The organism is Pseudomonas sp. MMS21 TM103 (assembly GCF_022132145.1).
Taxonomy (GTDB): domain Bacteria; phylum Pseudomonadota; class Gammaproteobacteria; order Pseudomonadales; family Pseudomonadaceae; genus Aquipseudomonas.
This window is the reverse complement of the sequence record NZ_JAJISP010000004.1, coordinates 231,943-256,472: the sequence shown is the minus strand read 5'-3', so window position 1 is coordinate 256,472 and position 24,530 is coordinate 231,943. Positions and strand designations below refer to the sequence as shown.

General features: G+C 63.4%; 24 protein-coding genes and 1 pseudogene. 13 read left to right on the top strand and 12 right to left on the bottom strand.

The window, feature by feature from the left end:
• Window positions 1–68 precede the first annotated feature (68 nt).
• Window positions 69–488 (bottom strand): polyribonucleotide nucleotidyltransferase, encoded by a 420-nt coding sequence (locus LJY18_RS14630; RefSeq protein WP_238042553.1) that lies wholly within the window; start codon window positions 486–488, stop codon window positions 69–71.
• 140 nt (window positions 489–628) lie between these two features.
• On the opposite strand from LJY18_RS14630, the gene hrpB reads away from it, so the two are divergent.
• The 3 genes from hrpB (at window position 629) to LJY18_RS14615 (ending at window position 4,604) form a co-directional block, all read left to right on the top strand.
• Window positions 629–3,190, top strand: coding sequence for an ATP-dependent helicase HrpB (hrpB, locus tag LJY18_RS14625; protein ID WP_238042552.1), 2,562 nt, complete (start codon window positions 629–631; stop codon window positions 3,188–3,190).
• A gap of 295 nt (window positions 3,191–3,485) precedes the next feature.
• Window positions 3,486–3,725, top strand: a complete 240-nt coding sequence (locus LJY18_RS14620) for a CDGSH iron-sulfur domain-containing protein (RefSeq protein ID WP_238042551.1) — start codon at window positions 3,486–3,488, stop codon at window positions 3,723–3,725.
• 33 nt (window positions 3,726–3,758) lie between these two features.
• Window positions 3,759–4,604, top strand: coding sequence for an SDR family oxidoreductase (locus tag LJY18_RS14615; RefSeq protein ID WP_238042550.1), 846 nt, complete (start codon window positions 3,759–3,761; stop codon window positions 4,602–4,604).
• Window positions 4,605–4,870: 266 nt separating this feature from the next.
• Here the strand turns inward: LJY18_RS14615 and LJY18_RS14610 are convergent, their stop codons facing one another.
• Window positions 4,871–5,530, bottom strand: a complete 660-nt coding sequence (locus tag LJY18_RS14610; protein ID WP_238042549.1) for a YciC family protein — start codon at window positions 5,528–5,530, stop codon at window positions 4,871–4,873.
• Window positions 5,531–5,682: 152 nt separating this feature from the next.
• Here LJY18_RS14610 and LJY18_RS14605 point away from each other — a divergent pair, with 152 nt between their 5' ends.
• The 3 genes from LJY18_RS14605 (at window position 5,683) to LJY18_RS14595 (ending at window position 8,229) form a co-directional block, all read left to right on the top strand.
• Entirely contained in the window at window positions 5,683–6,162 is a 480-nt protein-coding gene (locus LJY18_RS14605; RefSeq protein WP_238042548.1) for an NYN domain-containing protein, read from the top strand.
• A 21-nt stretch (window positions 6,163–6,183) separates the two neighbouring features.
• Window positions 6,184–6,801: a 3'-5' exonuclease gene (locus tag LJY18_RS14600; RefSeq protein ID WP_238042547.1), complete on the top strand. Its 618-nt coding sequence runs from the start codon at window positions 6,184–6,186 to the stop codon at window positions 6,799–6,801.
• A gap of 99 nt (window positions 6,802–6,900) precedes the next feature.
• Window positions 6,901–8,229, top strand: coding sequence for a mechanosensitive ion channel family protein (locus LJY18_RS14595; protein ID WP_238042546.1), 1,329 nt, complete (start codon window positions 6,901–6,903; stop codon window positions 8,227–8,229).
• Window positions 8,230–8,321: 92 nt separating this feature from the next.
• Here the strand turns inward: LJY18_RS14595 and LJY18_RS14590 are convergent, their stop codons facing one another.
• Genes LJY18_RS14590 through LJY18_RS14580 form a run of 3 tightly spaced genes read right to left on the bottom strand, consistent with a single transcriptional unit; the run spans window position 8,322 to window position 10,299 of the window.
• The gene (locus tag LJY18_RS14590; RefSeq protein WP_238042545.1) at window positions 8,322–8,939 is read right to left on the bottom strand and encodes a TPM domain-containing protein; all 618 of its coding nucleotides are present in this window, start codon (window positions 8,937–8,939) and stop codon (window positions 8,322–8,324) included.
• Between the two features lie 26 nt (window positions 8,940–8,965).
• Window positions 8,966–9,697, bottom strand: coding sequence for a TPM domain-containing protein (locus LJY18_RS14585; RefSeq protein ID WP_442964494.1), 732 nt, complete (start codon window positions 9,695–9,697; stop codon window positions 8,966–8,968).
• A complete protein-coding gene (locus LJY18_RS14580; protein ID WP_238042544.1) occupies window positions 9,697–10,299 on the bottom strand; it encodes a LemA family protein in 603 nt (200 codons plus the stop codon). Before LJY18_RS14580 ends, LJY18_RS14585 begins: the two co-directional genes overlap by 1 nt.
• 167 nt (window positions 10,300–10,466) lie before the next feature.
• Between LJY18_RS14580 and LJY18_RS14575 the strand changes: the two genes are divergently transcribed.
• On the top strand, window positions 10,467–11,804 hold the full coding sequence (locus LJY18_RS14575) for a DEAD/DEAH box helicase (protein WP_238042543.1): 1,338 nt from the start codon (window positions 10,467–10,469) through the stop codon (window positions 11,802–11,804).
• Window positions 11,805–11,865: 61 nt separating this feature from the next.
• Here the strand turns inward: LJY18_RS14575 and LJY18_RS14570 are convergent, their stop codons facing one another.
• Window positions 11,866–13,104 (bottom strand): TIGR03862 family flavoprotein, encoded by a 1,239-nt coding sequence (locus LJY18_RS14570; protein WP_238042542.1) that lies wholly within the window; start codon window positions 13,102–13,104, stop codon window positions 11,866–11,868.
• A 230-nt stretch (window positions 13,105–13,334) separates the two neighbouring features.
• The gene (locus LJY18_RS14565; RefSeq protein WP_238042541.1) at window positions 13,335–13,547 is read right to left on the bottom strand and encodes a DUF3079 domain-containing protein; all 213 of its coding nucleotides are present in this window, start codon (window positions 13,545–13,547) and stop codon (window positions 13,335–13,337) included.
• A gap of 200 nt (window positions 13,548–13,747) precedes the next feature.
• Here LJY18_RS14565 and LJY18_RS14560 point away from each other — a divergent pair, with 200 nt between their 5' ends.
• Complete coding sequence (locus LJY18_RS14560) at window positions 13,748–15,886, top strand: NosR/NirI family protein (protein ID WP_238042540.1); 2,139 nt, start codon at window positions 13,748–13,750, stop codon at window positions 15,884–15,886.
• A 122-nt stretch (window positions 15,887–16,008) separates the two neighbouring features.
• On the opposite strand, the gene LJY18_RS14555 is transcribed toward LJY18_RS14560, so the two are convergent.
• Together LJY18_RS14555 and LJY18_RS14550 are read right to left on the bottom strand one after the other, a co-directional pair.
• On the bottom strand, window positions 16,009–17,025 hold the full coding sequence (locus tag LJY18_RS14555) for a DUF4917 family protein (RefSeq protein ID WP_238042539.1): 1,017 nt from the start codon (window positions 17,023–17,025) through the stop codon (window positions 16,009–16,011).
• Between the two features lie 5 nt (window positions 17,026–17,030).
• A complete protein-coding gene (locus LJY18_RS14550) occupies window positions 17,031–17,996 on the bottom strand; it encodes an EamA family transporter (RefSeq protein WP_238042538.1) in 966 nt (321 codons plus the stop codon).
• Window positions 17,997–18,078: 82 nt separating this feature from the next.
• On the opposite strand from LJY18_RS14550, the gene LJY18_RS14545 reads away from it, so the two are divergent.
• Both LJY18_RS14545 and LJY18_RS14540 read left to right on the top strand, forming a co-directional pair.
• Entirely contained in the window at window positions 18,079–18,591 is a 513-nt protein-coding gene (locus tag LJY18_RS14545; RefSeq protein WP_238042537.1) for a MarR family winged helix-turn-helix transcriptional regulator, read from the top strand.
• A gap of 51 nt (window positions 18,592–18,642) precedes the next feature.
• Window positions 18,643–18,970 (top strand): annotated as a pseudogene (locus LJY18_RS14540) (FKBP-type peptidyl-prolyl cis-trans isomerase).
• Window positions 18,971–19,065: 95 nt separating this feature from the next.
• On the opposite strand, the gene LJY18_RS14535 reads toward LJY18_RS14540, so the two are convergent.
• The 3 genes from LJY18_RS14535 to LJY18_RS14525 form a co-directional block, all read right to left on the bottom strand.
• Window positions 19,066–19,545 carry a VOC family protein gene (locus tag LJY18_RS14535; RefSeq protein WP_238042536.1) on the bottom strand — a complete coding sequence of 160 codons (480 nt, stop codon included), beginning with the start codon at window positions 19,543–19,545 and terminating at the stop codon, window positions 19,066–19,068.
• Between the two features lie 229 nt (window positions 19,546–19,774).
• The gene (amrS, locus tag LJY18_RS14530; RefSeq protein ID WP_238042535.1) at window positions 19,775–20,863 is read right to left on the bottom strand and encodes an AmmeMemoRadiSam system radical SAM enzyme; all 1,089 of its coding nucleotides are present in this window, start codon (window positions 20,861–20,863) and stop codon (window positions 19,775–19,777) included.
• 394 nt (window positions 20,864–21,257) lie between these two features.
• Window positions 21,258–22,133, bottom strand: coding sequence for a LysR family transcriptional regulator (locus tag LJY18_RS14525; RefSeq protein ID WP_238042534.1), 876 nt, complete (start codon window positions 22,131–22,133; stop codon window positions 21,258–21,260).
• Window positions 22,134–22,229: 96 nt separating this feature from the next.
• On the opposite strand from LJY18_RS14525, the gene LJY18_RS14520 reads away from it, so the two are divergent.
• The 3 genes from LJY18_RS14520 (at window position 22,230) to LJY18_RS14510 (ending at window position 24,348) form a co-directional block, all read left to right on the top strand.
• Window positions 22,230–22,730: a lactoylglutathione lyase family protein gene (locus LJY18_RS14520; protein WP_238042533.1), complete on the top strand. Its 501-nt coding sequence runs from the start codon at window positions 22,230–22,232 to the stop codon at window positions 22,728–22,730.
• A 318-nt stretch (window positions 22,731–23,048) separates the two neighbouring features.
• Window positions 23,049–23,705, top strand: coding sequence for a DsbA family oxidoreductase (locus LJY18_RS14515; protein WP_238042532.1), 657 nt, complete (start codon window positions 23,049–23,051; stop codon window positions 23,703–23,705).
• A gap of 145 nt (window positions 23,706–23,850) precedes the next feature.
• Window positions 23,851–24,348, top strand: a complete 498-nt coding sequence (locus LJY18_RS14510; RefSeq protein ID WP_238042531.1) for a hypothetical protein — start codon at window positions 23,851–23,853, stop codon at window positions 24,346–24,348.
• Window positions 24,349–24,530 lie beyond the last annotated feature (182 nt).

Here is a 24,530-nt window from a genome sequence, read left to right as displayed (position 1 = left end):
CTCTCGGTGTCAGGCCTGGCTTAGCGAGCTAGGCCAGGGTGTGGTTGGGTGGGCTGGATGGCAGGCGCTTAAGCCGCAGGCCGCAGACCATAGGCCGCCAGTTGCTCGGCGCTGGCGCTGCTGCGGATCAGGCGCGGGTTGTCGAGCGGCAGGCTGTGGCCGGTATGCTGCTCGATCAGGGCTTTGAGCCGGGCGTTATCGATCTTGCCGTCGGCATCCACCGCCTTGTTCAGCTCTTGCGGGTCGACTTGGGCATGTTGCCCGTTCGGCAGGTAGATGGCGCCGGTGGCGAAGTCGATGCCGAAGGCGATCAGACCGGGGATCACGTAAAACAGGATGCCGACGGCATTCAGCGCTGCCACCACCGGGTCGATCCGGCCTTCGATCTGGCCGCGCCGATCGGGGAAGAACAGGGTACCGCAGGCGCTCAACTGGGTGAGCAGGGTGACGGCGAGAGTGCCGCCGATAACGCGGTATGGGGTGCGCATCGAATACCTCCGGATAGTAAGTGGCGCAACTATAGCAAGCCGGCTGGGGCAAAACTGCGGCGCATTGATATGACCAGGCTAAGACCGGCAGAGTCCGCTGCTGGTTCGCCGCTATAATCGCCGGCCAGATTGGAGCCTTCATGAATTCCTTGCCTATCGACGTCCTGTTACCTGCGCTGCGCCAAGCCCTGGCGAGCCGCCATGAGGCCGTGCTGGAGGCCCCGCCCGGCGCCGGCAAGACCACCCGCGTGCCGCTGGCCCTGCTCGACGAACCCTGGCTGGCCGGGCAACGCATCATCATGCTCGAACCGCGCCGCCTGGCCGCGCGTGCCGCCGCCGAACGCCTGGCCAGCCAGCTGGGCGAGGCGGTTGGCGAGACCGTCGGCTACCGCATCCGCCTGGACAGCAAGGTCGGCCCGCGCACCCGCATCGAGGTGGTCACCGAGGGCATCCTTGCCCGCCGTCTGCAGGACGACCCGGCGCTGGAGGGGGTCGGTTTGGTGATCTTCGACGAATTCCACGAGCGCAGCCTGGATGCCGACCTGGCCCTGGCCCTGTGCCTTAACGGTCGCAGCATGTTGCGCGGCGAGGATTCCGCCGAGCCGGCGCTCAAGGTGCTGCTGATGTCGGCAACCCTTGAAGGCGAAAAACTGGCCGCGCTGCTCGACGATGCGCCGGTGCTGCGCAGCGAGGGGCGTATGTTCCCGGTAGAACTGCGCTGGGGTGCGCCTTATCAGCCCGGCGAGTGGCTCGAACCCAGGGTGGTGCAGACGGTGTTGCAGGCGCTGGCCGACGAGCCGGGCAGCCTATTGGTCTTTCTCCCCGGGCAGGCGGAGATCCGCCGGGTCAATGACCAGTTGGCCGAGGCCTTGGCCGGGCGCAGCGAGATCCTCCTGTGTCCGCTGCATGGCGAACTCGACCTCAGTGCCCAGCGCGCGGCCATCGAGCCGGCGCCCGCCGGCACGCGCAAGGTGGTCTTGGCGACCAATATCGCCGAGACCAGCCTGACCATCGACGGCGTGCGCGTGGTGGTGGACGCCGGCCTGGCGCGGGTGCCGCGCTTCGATCCGGGCAGCGGCATGACGCGCCTGGATACCCAGCGGGTTTCCCGTGCCAGCGCCACCCAGCGCGCCGGCCGAGCCGGGCGCCTGCAGCCGGGAAGCTGTTACCGCCTGTGGTCGCAGCACCAGCACGAGCAACTCGCGGCCTATGCCGCGGCGGAAATCCTCCAGGCCGATCTGGCCGGCCTGGCCCTGCAGTTGGCGCGCTGGGGCGTGACTCCGGCGGAACTGGCCTGGCTCGATCCGCCACCGGCCGCCGCTTATGCCCAGGCCCTGGACCTGCTGACCCGCCTGGGCGCGCTGGATGAGCGCGGGGTACTGACGCGCCATGGCCAGGCCATGGCCGAATTGCCGGCGCACCCGCGCATCGCCCACCTGCTGCTGCGCGGTCAGGCGTTGGGCCTGGGTGCGCTGGCCTGCGACCTCGCCGCCTTGCTCGGCGAGCGCGATATTGTGCGCGGCGGCCAAGGCGGCGCGGGTGCGGACTTGCACAGCCGCCTGGCCCTGCTCGGCGGCGCGAGCAAGACCGCGCGTGGCAGCCACCGGAGTGCCGGCCAAGGCGGGGTGCAGCGGGCGCGGCAGTTGGCCCGGCAGTTTCACGGCTATCTCAAGCGCACGGCCGTGACCTCCCCGGTAAGCGATCCCGAACATCCGCGCTGGCTCGGCGCCTTGTTGGCGTTCGCCTACCCGGACCGGGTCGCCCGGCAGCGCCGGGCAGGGGGCGGCGAGTACCGGCTGGCCAATGGCCGTGCGGCGCTGTTTGCCGAGGTCGATGCGCTGATGAAGTATGAATGGCTGGTGCTGGCCGATCTCGGCAGCCGCCAGGGCCAGCGCGAGGAACGCATCTACCTGGCCGCCGACCTCGATCCGCAGTTGTTCGAGACGGTGCTGGCCGAACAGGTCAGCGTGCACGAGGAGCTGGACTGGGACGAGCGTGAAGGCGTGCTGCGTGCCGAACGCCAGCGCAAGGTCGGCGAATTGGTGCTCGAACGCGAGCCCTTGACCGGCCTGGATGACACCGCGCGCAGCCGCGCCCTGCTCGGCCTGGTGCGGCGCAAGGGCCTGACGCTGCTGCCCTGGACCCCGGAGCTGCGCCAGTGGCAGGCGCGGGTGGCCTTGCTGCGCACGCTGGACCTGGCCGCTAAGGGTGCCAGCGAGTGGCCGGATGTCAGCGATGCGGCGCTGCTCGCCAGCCTGGAAGACTGGTTGCAACCCTATCTGGGCAAGGTCAAGCGCCTCAGCCATTTCGCCAATCTGGATTTGCCCGGCTTGCTGAAGAACCTGCTGCCCTGGCCGCTGCCGCAACGCCTCGACGAACTGGCGCCGCGCAGCCTGCAGGTGCCGTCTGGCTCGCGCATCGGCCTGGATTACAGCGAGCAGCCGCCGGTGCTGGCGGTGCGTCTGCAGGAGCTGTTCGGCCTGGCCGAGACGCCACGCATCGCCGGCGGGCGGCAAGTGGTCAAGCTGCATTTGCTCTCGCCGGCGCGGCGTCCGGTGCAGGTGACCCAGGACCTGGGCAACTTCTGGCGCAGCACCTACAGCGAGGTGAAGAAGGACCTCAAGGGCCGCTATCCCAAACACTACTGGCCGGACGACCCGCTGATCGCCGAACCCACCGCACGGGCCAAACCACGCAAGTAACGGGCAGAGACCAGCGCCTAGGGCAACCGCAGATGCTCACCGGTTGCCTGCAAGTGCTCGTAGGTGCGGGCCAGCGCATCGCACAGGGCTTCGGCGCCAGGTGCGTGGCGCGAGACGATCGGGCCGTCCGGCCATGTCCAGACGGCGCCGCGCTGCCGCTGCCGCATTCCAGGCCAGCGCAAGGAGTGCCTGGACTATGCTGAAAAAACTAGGAGGCTGGCATGCCGCCGGTGGCTGAGGCTCTGTGCCGCCGACTTTGCTGGTGTGGATTCGTATGCTGAAGTGAGGAGTGAGCATGACCGAGCCGCTGATTGCCCAACGAGGTCCCTTTGCCGTTGAGGTGCAGGCCGGAAAGGACTATTTCTGGTGTCGGTGCGGGCGCAGCGCTAGCCAGCCGTTTTGCGACGGCAGCCATAAAGGCACGGGCATCACGCCGCTGAAATACCATGCCGAACAGGGTGACACCCTGTACTTTTGCGGTTGCAAGCATACCCAGAGGCCGCCCTGTTGCGACGGTAGTCATAACAAGCTGTAGTACCAGCAGCCAAGCACAGCCGGGGGGCAAACCATGTACCGCAAGGTCTTCGCCAATAAAGTATTCGATCGCAAGGTGGTGTTGATCACCGGTGGCTGCGCCGGTATCGGCCGCGCCCTGGCCGTGCGCCTGGCCCAGGCCGGCGCGCGCCTGGTGATCCTGGATCTGCAGCAGCCGGCGCTGGACAGCCTGGTGCAACACCTGGCCGATCATCACAACGCCGAGGCACTGGGACTGGTCTGCGATGTCGCCGATGCCGAGGCGGTGCAGCGTGCCGTGGCCCTGGCCGTCGAACGTTTTGGCGGGATCGACGTGTTGGTCAACAATGCCGGGATTACCCATCGCAGCAGCTTCGCCGACACCGAGCTCGCGGTGTTCCAGCGGGTCATGGCGGTCAACTACTTCGGCGCCCTGCATTGCACCAAGGCGGCGCTACCCAGCCTGACTGCCCGCGCTGGGCAGATCATCGTGCTCAGTTCGTTGTCCGGGTTCTCCCCGTTGCTGTATCGCAGCGCCTACAACGCCAGCAAGCATGCCCTGCATGGCCTGTTCGAGACCCTGCGCTACGAACTGAAGGACAGCGGGGTCAGCGTGATGCTGGTGTGCCCCGGCTTTACCGCCACCGACCTGCGCAAGAACGCCCTGGTCGGCGACGGTTCGGTGGCCCCGCAGCCACCGCTGGCAATGGGTAAGGTCGCCTCGCCGCAGGATGTCGCCGAAGCCATCTACCTGGCGGCGCTCAAGCGCAAGCGCTTGTTGATCCTGTCCAACGTCGACTGGCGCGCGCGCATCCTGGCGCGATTCTTCCCGCGCCTGTTCGAGCAGGTGCTGCTGCCGCGCCTGTCCGGCATGAAGCCGCAACCCTCGCGCCGTGGTTGAATCGCGGGGGTGACCATGACCACCGTGAGGTGGCGAATGTGTGTCGTCCCAGTGAACCATCGGTGGACTGCCTGCGGCGAGTGACAGCCTGCGGCTCGCGGGTTGCTGCAGATTCGGGGGGCGGCTGGAGGCGGCTGCAGTAGGTGAGGGGCTCAGGCCTGCTCGATGTCCCGTTCATAGGCCGGTTCCGGCCTGCGCTACCTCACTGCGCTGGTGTGCCCGTCGGTATCGCGGGCCGAACCCCATCTGCGCTGCGCCGCCCAGATTCATTCCACTGACGGCAACGTAGCGCGCAGCATGAACAGGCGAAACAGCACCACGGTGGCGAACAATTGCAGAAAGCCGTTGGCGCTGTCGAACAGCAGGCTGAACAGCACATCCGGTTGCGCGCCCTCGGCCGGCTGGCTGGCCCAGGCAAGCAACCACAGCGGCAGCATGACGCACAGCACGCAGGTCAGAATCGGCCAGAAATAGCCGCTGGTTATCTCGAAACTCTCATGCAGGGCCTGTACCGGGCTCAGCCCGCGCAGCACCAGCAGGTACTCGGCGAATGCCAGCTTGATCATCAACCACAGGCCCGGCAGGACGAACAGCGAGGCGCCGAGCATGATCGCCAGGGTGCTCAGGCCCGCCAGCAGGGCAAAGCTCGGCCACAGGCGCAGGCTGGCGGCGAGCAGGTCGCGGCTGGCTGGCGCTTCGCCCCGGCTGCGCGCATCGAGGAACAGGATCAGCGCCGCGGTGTACAGCGGATAGAACAGCAGGCCCACCAGGATGCTGTAAACCGCCGCTTGGTTCCCGGGCTGAGCGCTGACGACCTGCTGCACTACAGCTTCGAGTACCACCAGGGGCAAGCACAGGCGGGCGATCGCCAGCAGGTTGTGGCTGAAGAAAAACCAGGCATCGCGCAGGACGTCAAACGCATTCATGGGCAGGGATCGCGGTCGAGTGAACAGGGCGCCACTCTAGCCGATCGCGCCATGCGCTCCAAATTCAGCGCGCCCAGGTTGCGCATGCGGGCAAGCGTGCCCGGCGTATCTGGCATACTGGGCGGCGTTTGTTACCCCCAAGAGGATTGCTGGTGAAGAAAATCGCCGTATTCGCCGATGTACAGAACCTCTATTACACCGTGCGCCAGGCCTATGGCTGCCACTTCGACTATGCCGCGCTCTGGGCCGACATCAGTCAGCACGGGGAGATCGTCGAGGCCTATGCCTATGCCATCGACCGTGGCGACGCCAAGCAGCAGCAGTTCCAGCAGATCCTGCGCAACCTCGGCTTTACCGTGAAGCTCAAGCCCTATATCCAGCGCAGCGACGGCTCGGCCAAGGGCGACTGGGATGTGGGCATCACCATCGACATCATGGACGTCGCGCCGCGGGTCGACGAGGTGGTGCTGGCGTCCGGCGATGGCGATTTCGACCTGCTGCTGGAGAAGATCCGCAGCAGTTACGGGGTCGAGGCCGTGGCCTACGGCGTGCCGGGGCTGACGGCGCAATCGCTGGTCCGTGCGGCCAGTCGTTATGTGCCGATCGAAGGTGCGCTGTTGTTGCGAAATTGATAGTCGTTGAGAACCTGATAAATGCTCGAAGCTCCAATAGCCGTCCTCGATTTTGAAACCACCGGCATGTCGCCGGCGCAGCAGGCCCGCGCCACCGAGATAGGTGTGGTCATCGTCGAAGGCGGGCAGATAGTTGCGCGTTACCAGAGCCTGATGAACAGCGGCGCCTGGGTGCCGCCCTTCATCGAACAGCTCACCGGGATCAGCAACGCCATGCTGCGTAACGCCCCGCCGGCGGCGCAGGTGATGAACGAGGTGGCCGATTTCGTCGGCGACATTCCCTTGCTGGCGCATAACGCCTCCTTCGACCAGAAATTCTGGGATGCCGAGCTGGCGCTGATCCGGCGCACGCGGGTGCAGCCGTTCGCCTGCTCGTTGCTGCTGGCGCGCCGCCTGTTGCCGCAGGCGCCCAACCACAAACTCGGTACCCTGAATCGCTGGGCGCAACTGCCGGACACCGGCCAGGCGCACCGCGCGCTGGCCGATGCGGAAATGGCGGCCAACCTGACCTGCTTCATGGCCGCGTTATTGCGCGAGCGGCATGGCATCGCCGGGGTTTCCCATGCGTTGCTGTGCAGCCTACAGAAGGTCCCCGCGGCCAAGATGATGCAGACACTGCAACGCTTGCGTGAGGGGTAACTAGGCTGTTTGGTAGTTCGCTGGTCGCTTGAGCCGGAACCCGACAGCAACACGTCGAGGGACTGGCTCGTCTATTAGGTCGAATACAGGGTTGCCAACATGATAATAGACGAGCTCATTCAACTGGTTAACAGCATTGTTGATACAGCCCGCGCGGCATTTTCCCAGCCGGAAATCTATACGCAAGTTGGCATTATTCTCGCGATCTACCTGGTGGCCTGGGGCCTGGCTAATCGCATCAGGAAATATGCCCCCTTCCTCGATGTAAGTCGGGAAGAGGCGGCGGCCCATCCCGTGCGTAAATTCATTGGCAAGGTAGGCAGTTTGATTTTTCCGGTACTCGCGATCTTGATGTTGCGAATATCCGTTGAAGTGAGTGAGAGTGTGTTGCATCAGGGCTGGCTGGTGCAGTCAGCGCTGACCGTTGCCATATTGCTGCTGTTTTATTCGGTCATCCGTAACTTTGTGCAGAACCGGCTGGCGGCCGAGGTATTCAAATGGCTGGGCATGCCGCTGTTGTTTCTGCACCTGCTCGGTATCCTCAGTGACTTGGTCGCAATACTCGAGTCCATATCGGTCAACATCGGCAATATTGAGATTTCAGTCTACGGTATCGCCCGCGTGGCCATTTTCGGTTCGCTGCTGTTCTGGCTCGGGCGCATCAGCAGCAAAACCGGGCGAACATTCATCGCCCATCAGGAAAGCCTCGATATACGCACCCGTGAAGTGGCCGCGAAACTTTTCGAGGTGGCGATATTCTTCCTGATCTCCCTGTTGATCTTGCAGGTCATGGGCATCAACCTGACCACGCTCGCGGTGTTTGGCGGGGCGATTGGTGTCGGTATTGGCTTGGGGCTGCAGGCAATTGCGTCCAACTTCATATCCGGGATTATCATCCTGTTGGACCGCTCCGTGTCGATTGGCGACTATGTCGAGCTCGATGACGGGCGCACCGGTATTGTGCGCGAGTTGAATATGCGCTCTACCACGCTGGAAACATTCGATGGCAAAGACATTGTGGTGCCGAACGAAAAGTTCATCGCCGAAATATTTACCAACTGGACGCACAAGGACAAGAGTCAACGTTATCGGGTTGATTTCTCGGTCGCCTATCATTCCGACATCAGGAAGCTGGTCGAGATTATCAAGGCGGTAGTTGCCAGCCATCCGCAGGTGTTCAGCGGCGACGCCGTGCCGTTCGAGGAACGTCCCGATTGTGAAATAGACAGCTTTGGCGATTCCGGCATCAACATGTTCGTCGAGTTCTGGATGGAAGGCATCGACGACGGTAAGAACCGTGTGGGCGGTGACCTGCTGTTGATGATTCTGGAAGCGCTACAAGAACATGGTTATGAAATACCCTTCCCGCAGCGAGAAATCCGGGTGGTGAACAAAGACTTTTCAATCAACCGTAAGCAGGGCGATTGAACAGCCGCTGTTAACAAGGGGAGTGGTGTAGATAACGCTGCTGGCCCTTTTAGCCTTCGATCCGGCAGCAGCGCTTCGATTGCCTGAAATTGTCAGGGTAGGATCACCAGGTGGTTGGGCAGTTCGTTGCGTTCGTGGGTGGCCGGCACGTGCTGCTTGAGCTGCTCGCCGCAGGCCTGGATGCAGCCGAGAAAACCTTCCAGGGTCTGGCCCTGTTTCACCCGCTGGGTGAAGTCCGCGACTATGGCCTGCCAGGTGGCGTCGGGCAGCCGGCTGGAAATGCCGCGGTCGACCAGAATCTCCACATAGTGTTCGGCCTCCGAAACGAAGATCAGCATGCCGGTCGCCCCGGTCGTGTGGTGCAGGTTGTGCTCGAGAAACTGCCGGCGCGCCAGGTTGGAGGCCCTCCAGTGGCGCACCGCCCGGGGGATCAGGCGGGTGGTCAGCGCGGGGATGCGCAGCAGCAGGCTCACCCCGGCGAAGGTCAGCCACTGCACCAGCAGCAGCTCCTGGGCACTCAGCCAGGCGAAAAAGTAATTCAGCGCGCCGGGCAGCAGCAGTGCCACGAGGCTGGCCCAGAGCAGCGGGATGTAGGTGTAGTCGTCCGCCTGGGCCGCCAGCACAGTGATCAGTTCGGCATCGGTCTCGCGCTCGACCGCGTTGATCGCCTCGGCGACCTGGCGCTGTTCGCTTTCATTCAGTAAAGCCATTGGGTCTGTCTACTCGTTGAGTTGAATTACCAGCCGCCGGAAGCGCCGCCGCCACCGAAACCACCGCCGCCACCGCCAAATCCGCCACCGCCGCCACCGAAACCGCCGCGCGAACCGCCACTGGCCATGCCGGCGGCCAACAGCCCGCCGAGCAGCAGGCCACGCCGGCCACCGCGTCCGCCACCGAGCATGCCGATGACGAGCAGCAGCAAGACGAAGAAGGGGATCGCCTTGGCCTTTTTATCCTCCTGTTGCGGGCTGGCGGCGAGTGGCTCGCCGCCGAGCACCTGGATGATCGCCGCCACGCCGTCGCTGATGCCCTTGGCGTAATCACCGGCCTTGAAGGCCGGGGTGATGATCTGATTGATGATCACCGAGGATTGCGCATCGGTCAGGCGGCCTTCGAGGCCGTAACCGACCTCGATGCGCAGCTTGCGTTCGTCGCGGGCGACCAGCAGCAATGCGCCGTTGTCCTCGCCCTTCTGGCCGATGCCCCAGTGCCGGCCCAGCTGATAGCCGAAGTCCTCGATGGCAACGCCTTGCAGGTTTGGCAGGGTGACCACCACCACTTGCTCGCCGCTGGCTTTCTCATGCGCCGCCAGCAGTTGGCTCAGGCGCGCTTCGGTTGGCGCATCGAGCAGCTCGGCCTGATCGACCACCCGTCCGCTGAGTGGCGGAAACTCGGGTTCCTGCGCCTGGGCCATCCAGGCACAGGCGCACAGCAGCAAGAGCAGCGGCAGGCGTAGCGTGACTGCCATCAGAATTTCACTTCCGGGGCTTTTTCCGCGTCCGGTGTGGTCGCCTCGAAGTTCTCGCGCAGCGGCATGTCGCTGTACATCAGGCTATGCCAGATGCGCCCGGGAAAGGTGCGGATCTCGGTGTTGTAGCGCTCGACCGAGGTGATGAAGTCGCGCCGGGCCACCGCGATGCGGTTTTCCGTGCCTTCCAGCTGGGACTGCAACGCCAGGAAGTTCTGGTTGGACTTCAGGTCCGGGTAGCGCTCCGAGACCGCCATCAACCGGCTCAAGGCGCCAGTCAGTTGTTCCTGGGCCTGCTGGAACTGGCGCATTTTTTCCGGGTTGTCCAGGGTGCTGGCATCCACCTGGATGGAGGTGGCCTTGGCGCGCGCCTCGGTCACCGCGACCAGCGTGTCCTGCTCCTGCTTGGCGAAGCCCTTGACGGTTTCCACCAGGTTGGGGACCAGGTCGGCACGTCGCTGGTATTGGTTCTCCACCTGGGACCAGGCGGCCTTGACCTGTTCGTCGTAGGTGGGAATGTTGTTGATGCCGCAGCCGCTGAGCAGCGTGGCCATGACCAACAAGGCGGCCACTCGCCCGCTGAATCCGTATCTCGATGTCATCTGCATGGTCCGTTGATTTCCGTTTCGGTCATAAATAGAGCTTCACCCTACCTGTCCCCCGGCCCATATGCCAATCGCGACCCGTGCAACAGAAACGCGATCGCCGCTCCCGGGCAGGGTAAACTGCGCGCATTCGCACATTCGTGTCCCACGTTCCGGTTGCCCTCATGACCTTCGCTTCCCTCGGCCTGATCGATCCCCTGCTACGCACCCTCGACGGCCTCGGCTATGCCACCCCCACCCCGGTGCAGGCCCAGGCCATTCCGCCGATCCTCAAGGGCCTCGACCTGATGGCTGCGGCGCAGACCGGCACCGGCAAAACCGCCGGCTTCGCCCTGCCGCTATTGCAGCGCCTGATGATGGAAGGGCCGCAGGTGGCCAGCAACTCGGTGCGCGCCCTGGTGCTGGTGCCGACTCGCGAGCTGGCCGAGCAGGTGCAGCAGAGCTTTCTGACCTACGGCCAGGACCTGCCGCTGCGTAGCTACGCGGTGTACGGCGGGGTCAGCATCAACCCGCAGATGATGAAGCTGCGCAGGGGGCTCGACGTACTGGTCGCCACCCCCGGGCGCCTGCTCGACCTCTACCGGCAGAACGCGGTGAAGTTCAACCAGCTGCAGGTGCTGGTGCTGGATGAAGCCGACCGCATGCTCGACCTGGGTTTTGCCCGCGAGCTGCAGGACGTATTCGCCGCGCTGCCGAAAAAACGCCAGACCCTGCTGTTTTCCGCAACCTTCTCCGAAGCCATTCGTGACATGGCCAGCGAGATGCTGCACGAGCCGCTGAGCATCTCGGTCAGCCCGCGCAACGCTGCGGCCAAGTCGGTCAAGCAGTGGCTGACGCCGGTGGACAAGAAGCGCAAGAGCGAGCTGTTCCTGCACCTGTACCAGAGCAAACGCTGGAGTCAGGCGCTGGTGTTCGTCAAGACCCGCAAGGGCGTCGATGAGCTGGAAGGGGAATTGCAGCGCCATGGCATCAGCGCCGATGCGATTCACGGCGACAAGCCGCAGGCCACCCGCCAGCGCGCCCTGCAACGCTTCAAGGATGGCGAGGTCAAGGTGCTGGTGGCCACCGACGTGGCGGCCCGCGGCCTGGATATCGACGACATGCCGCTGGTGGTCAACTTCGACCTGCCGACCGTCGCCGAAGACTACGTGCACCGCATCGGCCGCACCGGTCGTGCCGGCGCCACGGGCCAAGCGGTGTCGCTGGTCTGCGCCGACGAGGTGGAGCTGCTGGCGGCCATCGAGACCCTGACCCAGCAGGTACTGCAACGCATCGACGAGCCGGGTTTCATTCCCGACCACCGCGTGCCGCAGACCCTGCCCGGCGGCCAGGTGGTGAAGAAAGCCAAGAAGCCGAAAAAACCCAAAGTGGTCGGCGGCGGCAAATCCGCCAGCCTTGGCCGCTGGCTGGAAAGCGACGAGTCTGCCGCGCCTGCGGTCAAGGCCGTGCGCAAGGTGCCGAGCTTCGGCGGCAAGCCGGCCAAGGGCGGCAGAAAAGCCTAGGGCCGACGAGGAACGCGCCGTCCCGCCCTACGGCCCGGACCGTCCTACGGTCCGTCGGCTATCATTTGCTTTGTAACCACTCCAGCATGCCCAACCCCGCCGCCCGGCCGCTGGCGAAGCAGGCGGTGAGCAGGTAGCCGCCGGTCGGCGCTTCCCAGTCGAGCATCTCGCCGGCGCAGAACACCCCGGGCAGTTGCTTGAGCATCAACCGCGGGTCCAGCGCCTCGAAGGCCACGCCGCCGGCCGTGCTGATCGCCTCGTCCAGTGGCCGTGGCCTGACCAGGGTCAGTGGCAGCGCCTTGAGCGCGGCGGCCAAGCGGGCCGGGTCGGCGAAGCAGTCGGTCGGCGCCAGCTCGCGCAACAGCGCAGCCTTGACCCCGTCGATGCCGACCTGGCGGTGCAGGTGCTTGGCCATCGAGTGCGAGCCGCGTGGCTTGGCCAATGCCATTTGCAGCGTGGCCAGCGGCCGCTGCGGCAGCAGGTCGAGATAGACCGTGGCCGTGCCCTGGCTGTTGATGCGCTCACGGATGCGTGCCGACAGGGCATACACCAGGCTGCCTTCGACGCCGCCTGCGGTGAGGACGAACTCGCCCGGGCGCGGCGTTTCGTCGTCCAGGCGCAAGCTGACGTTCTTCAGCGGCGCGCCGGCGAACTTGTCGCGCAGCAACGGGCTCCAGCCCGCCACCTCGAAACCGCAGTTGCTCGCCTGCAGCGGCCTGATCTCGACCCCGCGCGCCTGCAGCAGTGGCACCCAGGCGCCGTCGGAACCCAGTCGCGCCCAGCTGCCGCCACCGAGGGCCAGCAGGGTCGCGTCGGCCTGCACCGTGGTTTCGCCGGCAGGCGCGGCGATGCGCAGGGCGCCGTCAGGGTGCCAGCCCAGCCAGCGATGGCGGGTATGCATCTGCACCCCCAGTTCGCGCAGGCGCTTGAGCCAGGCACGCAGCAGCGGCGCGGCCTTCATGTCGGTGGGAAACACCCGCCCGGACGTGCCGACGAAGGTGTCGATTCCCAGGCCATGAATCCAGCTGCACAGGGCCTCGGCATCGAACTCGGCGAGCAGCCGGGCGATGTCCGCGCGGCGCTCGGCGTAGCGCGAGAGGAATGGCTCCTTGGCTTCGGAGTGGGTGATATTCATCCCGCCCACCCCGGCCAGCAGGAACTTGCGCCCGACCGAGGGCATGGCATCGAACAGCTCGACCCTGACCCCGGCCCGCGCCAGCACTTCGGCGGCCATCAAGCCGGCGGGGCCGCCGCCGATGATGGCGACGCTAGAGGCGGGGTGCTGGGCCGAATCAGTCATGGGCGGGGGCATTGGTCGTGGCGGGGAAGGGGGCATTCTACCCGAGGGCCGGCGTTTTCGGCTTGCCGCAGGCCGACGCAAATCGTCGAGCGGCGAGATGCACTGCCGATGGCAATCATTGGGCCGCTTCAGCAACCCACACTCCTTAGGGTGTCACTCACCGCAGGCAGTGCACCATTGGTTTCACCGCTGCGGTACAACGGCTGGCGGGTTGTCGCTGCGCTGACTGCTCAGAGCGCTTCATCTTTCGGCTGCTTGACCTCGTTTGGCGGCTCGATGCCCCAGTCGCCGAACAGGTACCAGTCCTCGCCGAGCATCTCGGCCGGGTGCATGGTGCGCTCGGAACCGTTGCCGCAATCCAGCGAGCTGGCCGGGCAATAGCGGTCGCAACCCCAGCAGATGCGCTCGGGGTGGGGGGGCTGTAACGGAAATTTCTTGGCCATGTTTGCTCCGTCTAGCGCGGCAGTCGTTCCAAGGCTACTCCGCTCGGGCCAATAAACGCTTGATCAGGCGCAAGAAGCCCAAGCGTCGCGACCTGGCCATTTCTACGACTGAAGTAGCGCCTGACCTGCCGGCAAGTCGCATGGTGCTCGGCTGCACGCCGGATAGCATGGCTGCAGGGACACTACCGACGAGGCGCGCCATGCCATCCTGCTTCAGCCGCTTTGCCTGCCTGCGGGTGCTGGTGCTGGTGTGCGCGCTGTTCAGCCAGCCGCTGGCCGCCGAGGCGCTGCAAGAGGAGATCCAGCAGCTGTTCCCGAAGGCCACGCGGATCGAGCCCAAGCAGGAGGCCCCGCCGGTCTACAGCGTCTACCAGCTCGACGAACTGCTCGGCTACGCCTTCGAATCCAGCGACTACTCGAACCTCCAGGGCTTCTCCGGCAAGCCCATCCGCCTGCTCATCGGCATGGATCTGCGGGGCGTACTGGCCGGGGTGCGGGTGCTCGAACACCACGAGCCGGTGTTTCTCTATGGCCTGGGGATGCAGCCGCTGCTGGACTTCGTCGAGCAGTACCGGCAGCAGCCCATCAGCCGGCCGATCATCGTCGGCGGACGCCGCTCGGATAGCGCGGACGGCGAGTCGACCACCCAGTTCGACGGCGTCAGCAAGGCCACGGTGTCGGTGGTGATCCTCAATGAAACCGTACTGCAGGCCGCCATGAGCGTTGCCCGGCAACTGCTCGAAGGCTTTGCCAGCGGGCCGCTGGCCACGGCGAAACGCGATCTCTATGCGCCGATGGACTGGCAGCGTCTGCTGGACAGCGCCTACGTGCAGCGCTGGACGCTGGGCCGCGAGGAGGTCGAAGCGGCGCTGGGGCATGCGTTGAGCGATTACTCCGAGTTCGAGCAGGAGGACGACAGGGCGCCCTTCAGCGAGCTGCATTTCGCCTACCTCAACGCCCCGAGCATTGGCCGCAACCTGCTCGGCGAGGCCGGCTGGCAGCAGCTCAACGAGCAATTGCTGCCCGGCGAACAGGCGCTGCTGGTCATCTCCAGCGGCCTGTATCGGCATGTCCCGGCCGATTTCACCCCGGCCACCGCAACCGGCCGCCTGGTACTGATGCAACACGGCCAGGCCATCGAGTTGTACGACATGAACTTCAACAATGGCGAGGTGCTGGCGACGCTCGCCACGCCGCTGCAGGAGGTCGACGCGCATATCTTCCGCATCAAGACCCACGCCGCTTTCAACCCGGCGCAGCCCGCCGCCCTGCAACTGAACGTCGGCCTGCGGCGCAATCATCTGGTGCAGAGCAACAGCCACTTCAGCCGAGCGTTCCAGCTCGACCAGCGCCTGTTCGACATTCAGCAGGCTGTCGTCCAGGCCGAGCCGACGCCCATCTGGCTGCGCATGTGGCAGCAGCGCGGGTGGCAGATCGCAGTGCTGGTGGGCTCGCTGATCCTGCTGAGCGGCGTGTTCATCTTCCAGCAGCGCATCAGCGCACACAGCCGCGGCTTTCACCTGTTCCGTGGCGGTTTCCTGCTGTTCACCCTGGGGTTTATCGGGATCTTCGCCCAGGGCCAGCTGTCGGTGGTGAACATCTTCACCCTGCTGCTGACCCTGGGGCACGACTTCGATATCCGCGTGTTCCTGATGGACCCGCTGATCTTCATCCTCTGGAGCTTCACCTTCGTCAGCCTGTTCATCTGGGGCCGCGGCCTGTTCTGCGGCTGGCTCTGCCCCTTCGGCGCCCTGCAGGAAATGCTCGGCTGGGTGGCCAAGCGCCTGCGCATCAGGCAGTGGAAAATATCCGAGCGCCGCCACCAGCGCCTGCAAAAGCTCAAATATGTGATCTTGCTCGGCCTGCTGTTCGCGGCCTTCTACTCCCTGAGCCTGGCCGAACGCCTGGCCGAAGTGGAACCCTTCAAGACCTCCATCACCCTGTTCTTCGTGCGCAGCTGGCCGTTCGTGCTCTACGCCGTGATCCTGCTCGGCCTGGGTCTGTTCGTGCACAAGTTCTATTGCCGTTACGTCTGCCCGCTCGGCGCCGGCCTGGCCCTGCTCGGCAAGTTCCACCTGTTCGCCTGGCTCAAGCGCATCGACGCCTGTGGCCAGCCCTGCCAGCACTGCAAGAACCACTGCGAAATCGGCGCCATCGAGCGTGATGGCCGCATCGACTACGACGAGTGCATCCAGTGCCTGGAATGCATCGTGATCCTCAACAACGACGACCAATGCGTGGCCAGCATCAGCGCGCGCAAGCAGGCGGCAAGAGCCGGCAGGCAGCAAGGCCGAGCAGGGATCATCGTCAGCGACTGGCAGCCGGAACGGGTCGGCTAGGGCAGGGCGGCTGGGCTGCGGGTCTTGACCCAGGAGCGGCCAAGGGGTGTCCCGATGGTGACCTCAGCCAGCGCCGTGCGCCGGCTGGGTTGAGCCCGGTAGGGGCGGTCAGACAGCAGTCGTTAGGGCGCTGGCGGGGCGGCGATGCGCAGCTCGGGATCACCCAACGGGTGGCTTAGCGCATCGAAGAAGCGCAGTTCAACCTGCTGCTCGGCGAACAGGCTGGTGTAGTGCTGCTTCTGCTGGGCGATAAACAGCGGGTTGTGCGGGTAGATCGAGATGGCCAGGGTCTGCAGCCCGGCCTGCTGCAAGGCCTGGATCAGGTGCTGATCCTGCGCCGCCAGGCTGTGACCGAAGATGCACAACCTGTCCTTGGGTTGCGCCAGTTGGCTGTAGCAGAACGACAGGTAGTCGGAACTGCGGATGGCCTTGAGCTTGTCCGCGCTGCTGCCTTCGTTGACGAACAGCGGGATATCGCCCAGCCGGTTGATGGCGAAACTGGCCAGCAGGGTGCTTTCCGACGAGTTGAGGATGCGTGTGCTGCCATCGATGTTTTTCACCAGGTGCATGCCTCCGTGCAGGTAGAGCATGCGCGTGGCCTTGCCCTGGCGCTGGCAGTTGTCGGGGGCGAAGGTCGAGTCCGCGCCGCGGAACAGGTCTTCAAACGCCTGCGGGGTCTGCATGATGGCCCAGTAGTTGAGCAGGTCGTAATTGCCGGAATAGACCGTCTGGTATTGGCCGAGCACGCGGTTGATCCGCTCCAGGCCGCTGGCGTGCATCAGGCTCCAGGGGATATGCACCGAGCGCACGGCGTGGATCAGTGCTTCCTTGATGGCGAAGTAGCGATGGCGCGGCGACGACGAGTTGATGGTCAGCGCGGCATTGACCCGGATGCTGTTCTTCAGGGCGCTGAGCACCTGCTCGAAGTTGCTGGTATCCAGGGCCCGGAACACACTGAGCTCGGTCGCGCTAAGGGGACGGTTGCGGGTGGTCTGGGCTTCCTCGAACAGTGAGAAGTAGGCGAACTTGCTCCATACCGCCCGGCTCGCACCGTTGCCGATCAGCAGCTCGGGAAAACCGATGCTGCTGTTCAGGGTGCTCCAGTCTTCCAGTTCGCCAGTAAATGCCGGGAGTTCCATAATCGTTATGTGTCGCCTTGGGCCAAAATTGCACAAGGCGCGACTTTAACATGGGGCGCAGCAACTGCCGGCGTGGCCTGCGCGGTTGCTGCGCTGTTCGACTGGGCTGGCGCCGCGGCCCATTGCACCGCCAGGATGCTGCCCAGCACCGCAACCAGGCCCAGCAGCGCTACACCGGTGATGCTCTGCCCCAACAATGCCCAGCCCAGCAGCACCGCTACCAGCGGGCTGAGCAACCCCAGTGAGGACACCGCCACCGGTGCCAGACGGGCTATGCCGCGAAACCACAGCACATAGGCCAGCAGTGCGCCGAACAGCGACAGGTAGGCGTAGCCCAGCCACTGCACAGGGCTTAGCTGCGGCAGCGGCGGGTCGATCATCCAGGCCACCGGCAGCAGCAACAAACCGCCAATCAGCAACTGCCAGCCGGTAAAGGCCAGCAGCGGCACAGTCGGTCGCCAGCGCCGCGTCAGGTAGGTGCCGCTGGCCATGCAGGCAGTGCCGACAAAGGCGGCGGCAATGCCAATCGGGTCCCAACTGGCCCCCGGCGCTAGCAGCAGGGTGGCCATCCCGGCGATTCCGAACACGCTGGCGGCGACTGCCAGAGACGCCGGCCGCTGGCGATCCATCGACCACGCCAGGCCCATTACCAGCAGCGGTTGAATGGCCCCGACCACCGCCGCCAGCCCGCCTGGCAAACGGTACGCGGCGACAAACAGCAGCGCCTGGAAGAAGCCGATATTCAACCCCGCCAGCACCAGCAAGCGCGACCATTCGCTGCGCTTGGGCCAATAGCGGCTGTACAACACTAACAACAGGCCGGCCGGCAGGGCGCGCAGCAGCGCGGCGATAAAGGGCCGGTCAGGTGGCAGAATTTCAGTGGTGACAATATAGGTCGAGCCCCAGATGGCTGGTGCCAAGGCGGTGATCAGCACATTCAGCCAAGTGGTGCGTGAGAGGGAGCGGTCCATGCATTTGTCTCGCATTCAAGATAAAATGCGAGGCTAATAACAACTTGTCTTGAGTTCAAGATAAATTTTTAGAGGTGAGCCAATGGCAATCCAGCGCCAGATGGATGCGGTCGATGGAATTCTTCAGCAATGGCACCGTGAGCGACCTGATCTGGATGTCAGCCCGATGGGTGTGATCGGCAGGCTTGGGCGCTGCTCGGCGCTGCTGCGACGCGAGCTGGACAAGCTGTTCAGAAGCTTTGGTCTGACCCTCTGGGAATTCGATGTGCTGGCCACCTTGCGCCGTTCCGGCGAGCCCTTTCGTCTGGCCCCGACTACCCTGTTCTCGACCCTGATGGTTACCTCCGGCACCATGACCCGGCAGTTGCAGCAGCTTGAGGCATCTGGCCTGGTCAGCCGCCTGGCAAACCCCAGCGATGCTCGCAGTATGCTGGTGCAGCTGACCCCGGCCGGACTGGAGCTGATCGACCGCGCGGTGACCGCTCATGTTGCTAATGAGGCGCGGCTGCTGGCTCCGATTGCCGCCACAGAGCTGGCGCAACTGGATGCGCGCCTATCCGAACTGCTGGCGGTTCTGGAACCGGCTGCCGAGTGATTTCCCTGCAAATCCGGCTGCGAGCAGGCCAGGCGACCAGACGAGGTGGGGGTGTGCAACGAATTAGTGATCGAAGAGATTCAGCAGGGTGACGACAAGTACTGATCACCACCCCGTACAACGGATTTCTCGAAGATGGCCGCAAGTTAGACTCCTCCGGTGCTCGCGGCAAAGCCTTCCAGTGGGTAATCGGCACTTGCCGGGTGATCAAGGGCTGGGGGCCCAGGGCTTGATGGGCATGAAGCTCTGCGGCAAGCGCAAACTGTTCGTGCCTTCGTGCCTGGGTTATGGCAAACGCCAGTTCGGTGCCCATATCACGCCACACTCCAACCTGATCTCCGAGATCGAGCTGCTGAAAGTGCTGACGCAGGATGATTGATTAGTGGGGCTGAATTCGGCCGGGAGCGATCATTGGCGCAGAGAAAATAAAGCTGTCCCCTTTCCCATCTTGGCCCAATGGGTAGCAAATTAGGGTTAACGCTTCAGCGCCGCCTCGATCGCCGCGATGTCGATCTTGGTCATTTCCAGCATGGCGTCGAACGCGCGCTTGGCCGCCGCTCGATCAGGGCCGGTTATCGCGGCAGTCAGAGCGCGGGGTGTGATCTGCCACGACACCCCCCATTTGTCCTTGCACCAGCCGCATGCACTTTCCTCGCCGTCGTTTCCGACAATCGCGTTCCACAAGCGGTCCGTTTCGGATTGGTCGTCGGTCGCAATCTGGAACGAGAATGTCTCGTTGTGCTTGAACGCCGGGCCACCGTTCAACCCGAGACAAGGGATGCCCGCCACCCTGAACTCGACCATCAAGACATCGCCCTGCCTGCCCGCCGGATAGTCGCCAGGCGCGCGATGGACAGATCCTACAGCGCTGTCCGGGAAGGTATCGGCATAGAACTTCGCAGCGTCCAGCGCAGCGCCGTCGTACCAGAGACAGACCAGGCTCTTGCTGATCATCTTGCTTTTCCAAGATTGCGATTGGGACTGATACGTGAATTTTAGCAGCGCTGGTAGCCGGACTAGGTTTCGGCAACTTGCGTACCCTGGGGGGGCGCGCTTTCACGGTGGCCACGACGGGGACAGATCCGGGAAGGACGATTGTCAGGGGCAGCAACTGGCCAATAGCGTTCGCCGAACTGTCTACGGCGCAGCGTCGCTGCCACCCATCGATAGGACGCTCATCTGCTCAGGGGTTAGGGTTCAGCCGCAGCGGAATCCGGCGCTGGCCGAAGTCGCCGGCATGCTGGTCGAAGCGCCCGGCGATGGTGGTGAGGCACTGCGGACAGCGCCCCTCGGCAGTCACCCGGTAGTGGAGGATGCGGTGCCAGTCCCGCTCGATCAAAGGCGCGCCGCAGCCTGGACAGAAGGTCGTGCCGCCCTCGGCATCGTGCACATTGCCCGTGTAGACATAGTGCAGCCCCTGCGCCAGGGCTATCTGCCGGGCGCGCCTGAGCGTTGCGGGCGGGGTGCGCGGGGTTTCGAGCATCTTGAAGTCGGGGTGGAAGGCGGTGAAGTGCAGCGGCACATCCGGCCCCAGCTCCTTGAGTACCCAGGCGCACAGGGCCTCGATCTCCCAATTCGAATCGTTGTAGTCCGGAATCAGCAGGGTGGTGATTTCCGTCCAGACGCCGGTCTCGTGATGCAGGTAGACCAAGGAATCCAGCACCGGCTGCAGATGCGCGCCGGTGAGTTTGAAATAGAAGTCATCGGTGAAGGCCTTGAGGTCGACATTCGCCGCGTCCATCACCGCGAAGAATTCGCGGCGCGGCTCGGCGTGTATGTAGCCGGAGGTCACCGCCACCGTCCGAATGCCGCGCGCACGGCAAGCGATGGCCGTATCGATGGCGTATTCGGCGAAAATCACCGGGTCATTGTAGGTGAAGGCCACGCTGGCACAGCCCGAGCTCTCCGCCGCCAGGGCAATCTGCTGCGGGCTGGCCTGATCCATCAGGCGATCCATGTCCCGCGATTTGCTGATATCCCAGTTCTGGCAAAATTTGCAGGCGAGATTGCAGCCTGCAGTACCGAAGGACAGCACCGCCGATCCGGGGAGGAAGTGGTTGAGCGGCTTCTTCTCGATGGGGTCGATGCAGAAGCCGGAAGAGCGGCCGTAGGTGGTCAGCACCACCTGCTTGCCTTCGCGCATGCGCACGAAGCAGGCGCCACGCTGCCCGTCGCGCAGCTTGCAGTCACGAGGGCAGAGGTCGCACTGGATTCGGCCATCGGTCAAGCTGTGCCACCAGCGCCCCGGGTGATGTGCGGACAGGTCATTCATCGTATGCCTCCTACCGCGTGCCGACGGTGTCGCGCGTCAGACGGTTAGCGGTATGCCAGCAGTGGGCAGGCGCGCTCCGGCTGCGCGAACAAGCCTGCCGGTCAGGGCGGGCGCTCCCGCACTGGCGGCAGGATGGCGGAGCGGGCACGCCGGCATGCTTTCACTATGCCATTGCTGGCGGGCCCGTGCAGGATCCGGCCTGGATATTGTGGCGTGTGAGGCGCCGTTTTTGGGGCAAGGTATGGTCTCCGATGACCGACGGCACTCGACCCAAAGCTGCCGGTGGGAACCGGCAGAAATCGGCCAAAAGCAGACACAGCCAATAACAGTGAGCAGAACCACTCTTAAAGCTATTAGTAATGTTTGATTGCTTTTTGGGGCCTTGCACTACCGGTCAGCGGACCAAAAAATGCGCCTTAACTCGCCGGATAAACAAATCAGCTCGGGCAGATAGTGGCCATTCAGCGCGATGCAAAAGCCAAAGGGTATCTACAACCGGTCGCTCTCCTTCAATGACCTCAATGGATTCAGACTGTGAAAAAGCCAAGCGTGCATAGCGCGGTAATACGGTAAACCCTAAGCCGCGAGCCACAGGTTCAAGGATCAGACTGATTTGGTTGGTGAAACCATGGCTAGGGAGGCTGCATACCCCAGGCGCGCCGGGGTAATAGCGACTAAGCAGTCGACCGGCCATGGCCTGGCCATCTGGGTGATCAATGAAACCAAGGCGTTCAAGATCAGCCCAGCACTTAACGCTCTCACCGGCCGGTACTACCAGTTCCAGTGGTTCCTCTGCGAAACGACTCACACTCAAACGCGGATCGTCCGGTTTGAGCGTCACCAGTCCAAGTTCAAAGCGGTTGTCCAGCACGGCATCGAGTACTTCACGATCCGGCGCGAAACGCTGTCGAATGCTCAGGCCTGGGTGGGCATGCTGTAACTCCAGCAGCAGTGGGTAGAGGGCCAAACCTATGCTGCCAGGGCAGATCAACCCTATCTCACCGCGCTCCGCGTCGCGCTCTGACAGACGCCGCTGCAAGCGTTGGTCGGCTGCATTGACCTCTGCGCAGTATTCGAGCAAAGAACGCCCGGCAGGTGTGAGTTCGAGCTGGCGCGGGCGACGTATCAAAAGCGGGCCTAAACGCTCCTCCAGTCGCTGCACATGCTGACTCACCGCCGCTTGGGTCAAGTCCAATCGCTCGGCGCTACGCGTGAAATTGCCCTGCTCGGCGAGGGTCGTAAAAGTACGTAGCCATTGCGGATTAAGCATAAGTAGCTCTTATTGAAACTATAACATTGTCGTTATTTTTATTATGGACTGGCACTTCTAGACTGACCACTATCAACTCAACACGAGGTATTGGTCATGTCTTCCGTCTACCCACGCAGCTTTTCCCACATAGGCCTGTCGGTCACCGATCTCGACGCCGCCGTGAAGTTCTACACCGAGGTTATGGGGTGGTACCTGATCATGCCGGCGACCACCATCAGCGAGGACGACTCAGCCATCGGTGTCATGTGTACCGACGTATTTGGCGCAGGCTGGGGCTCGTTTCGAATCGCTCACATGTCCACCGGCGACCGCATTGGCGTGGAAGTCTTTCAATTCCGCAATGCGGTAAAACCGGAAAACAACTTCGAATACTGGAAGACCGGCATATTCCACTTCTGCGTACAGGACCCTGACGTCGAAGGCCTGGCGGCCAAGATCGTCGCCGCCGGCGGCAAGCAGCGCATGCCGGTACGCGAGTACTTTCCCGGCGAGAAACCGTTCCGCATGGTCTATATGGAAGACCCCTTCGGCAACATCCTGGAGATATATAGCCACAGCTACGAACTTACCTACGCTGCCGGCGCTTACCAGTAAATGGGATAGCTATAGCGCCGTGAGAGCTCTGCGCCACCTGATCATTAACAATGATTCGAGTAGGACGATCACGATCGACTCTGCCGGTCATTGCCCTGTGGATGGCCGCTCCTGGCCGAAAGTGGGCGTTTAATGCAGGAAAAATAAATTTGTCCCCTTTGGCCGGCGCGCATTATTGACTACGGGCTTAAGCCGAAACAGCCATTCAATACTGGCTGTATTTCTGTTCGGCCTGGCTGCCGATGATGGGTATGGCTGCGCTCAACGCCATCCTACGGGATATTCTGCAACCCATTGCATGCACGCCAAGGGGCGACTATGACCACTGCCAACTCAAAAAAACTACATATCGACATCGTTTCTGATGTCGTTTGCCCGTGGTGCGTCATTGGTTACCGGCAACTGGCAAAAGCGCTGGAAGTCAGCGGCACAGACTATGAACTGCATTGGCATCCGTTTGAGCTGAACCCCGACATGCCGCCCGAGGGCCAGAACCTGCGCGAGCACCTGACGGAGAAATACGGGGCTTCAAAGGAGCAGTCGCAAGAGAACCGGCTGCGGATAACAGAAGCCGGCGCAAACGTAGGGTTCGACTTCCGCTTTGCCGATGACATGCGCATGCACAACACATTCAACGTCCATCAGCTGCTGCATTGGGCTGATCCGCAAGCGCGCATGCACGACTTGAAACAGGCCCTCTTTGTCGCTCACTTCACCCATCGCAGGAACCTGTCGGACAATAACGTACTGGCCGATGTGGCCGCTGAGATCGGGCTGGAACGCGCAGAAGCGCTGGCCATTCTTGAGGATCAGCGCTTCGCCAGCGAGGTGCGTACTGCTGAGAAAGCCTGGTTAAGCAAAGGTATCAGCGGTGTCCCAGCGGTGATCTTCAACCACCGCCACCTTGTGACCGGCGCGCAAGGGCTCGAGAACTACGCACGTATCCTGGAGCAACTGGCTGCGTCAGAAGACTGAGTATTCAGCGCAACTTGGACCTGTACTGATCAGGAAAAATAAATCTGATCCCTTTGGCCAACGAACCCGGCCAAGACTGCATACAATGTGCGCACGATTATCCCGGGCCATGAATATGGCTGCGCCGGACAAGGAACTCGCCTCCATGGCCTCTCCAGATAAACAGAAAAAACGCGCCCAGCGGGCCAAAGCCAAGGCCAAGCAGAGCCGCTCGGGCACCTCCAAAGCCAAGGTCGTACATCCGGTGCTGGCCAATCCGCTGATCAACGAGCCGTTCGATGATGTCGAAATCGACCTGAGCACCTTCGACTTCAAAGACATCGAAGAGAACGGTTTCGACCCGGCGCATTTCGACGACCTGTTCCAGGCGATGAAAGTCGGCGAAGGCATCAGCCTGCTGGCGATGTGCGTGGTGTTCCTGCAATACCCGGTGTTGGAGCTGGTGGTTGCTGAGGAAGCGGAAGACGCGGCGACCGACTTCATGATGGGCCTGCTGATCACCTATCGGGGGATCTTCCACGATGAAGACGAAGACGCGGCAGTGGTCTGGATCGGCGGCGACGCCTTCCAGAATGCCTACAACGAAGCCTCGATGATCCTGCAGAAGAAGAACGCTCGCGGCACCCCGGGCGCCCGCGCTTAAACAGGCAGAGAAGGAAAGGGGGCGGATTGATTTATAGGGCGGACGGCCCGCGTGTGGTCGGTAGCTGCCGATCACCAAGGCCCCCAGCCGACCCGCATCAGTCGAGGGCAACTGCCTGCGACTGGTCCTGCTCTGCCGCTCAGTCGCGCCACCCCTGAGCCTCGACGGCCTCGCCAAAACCT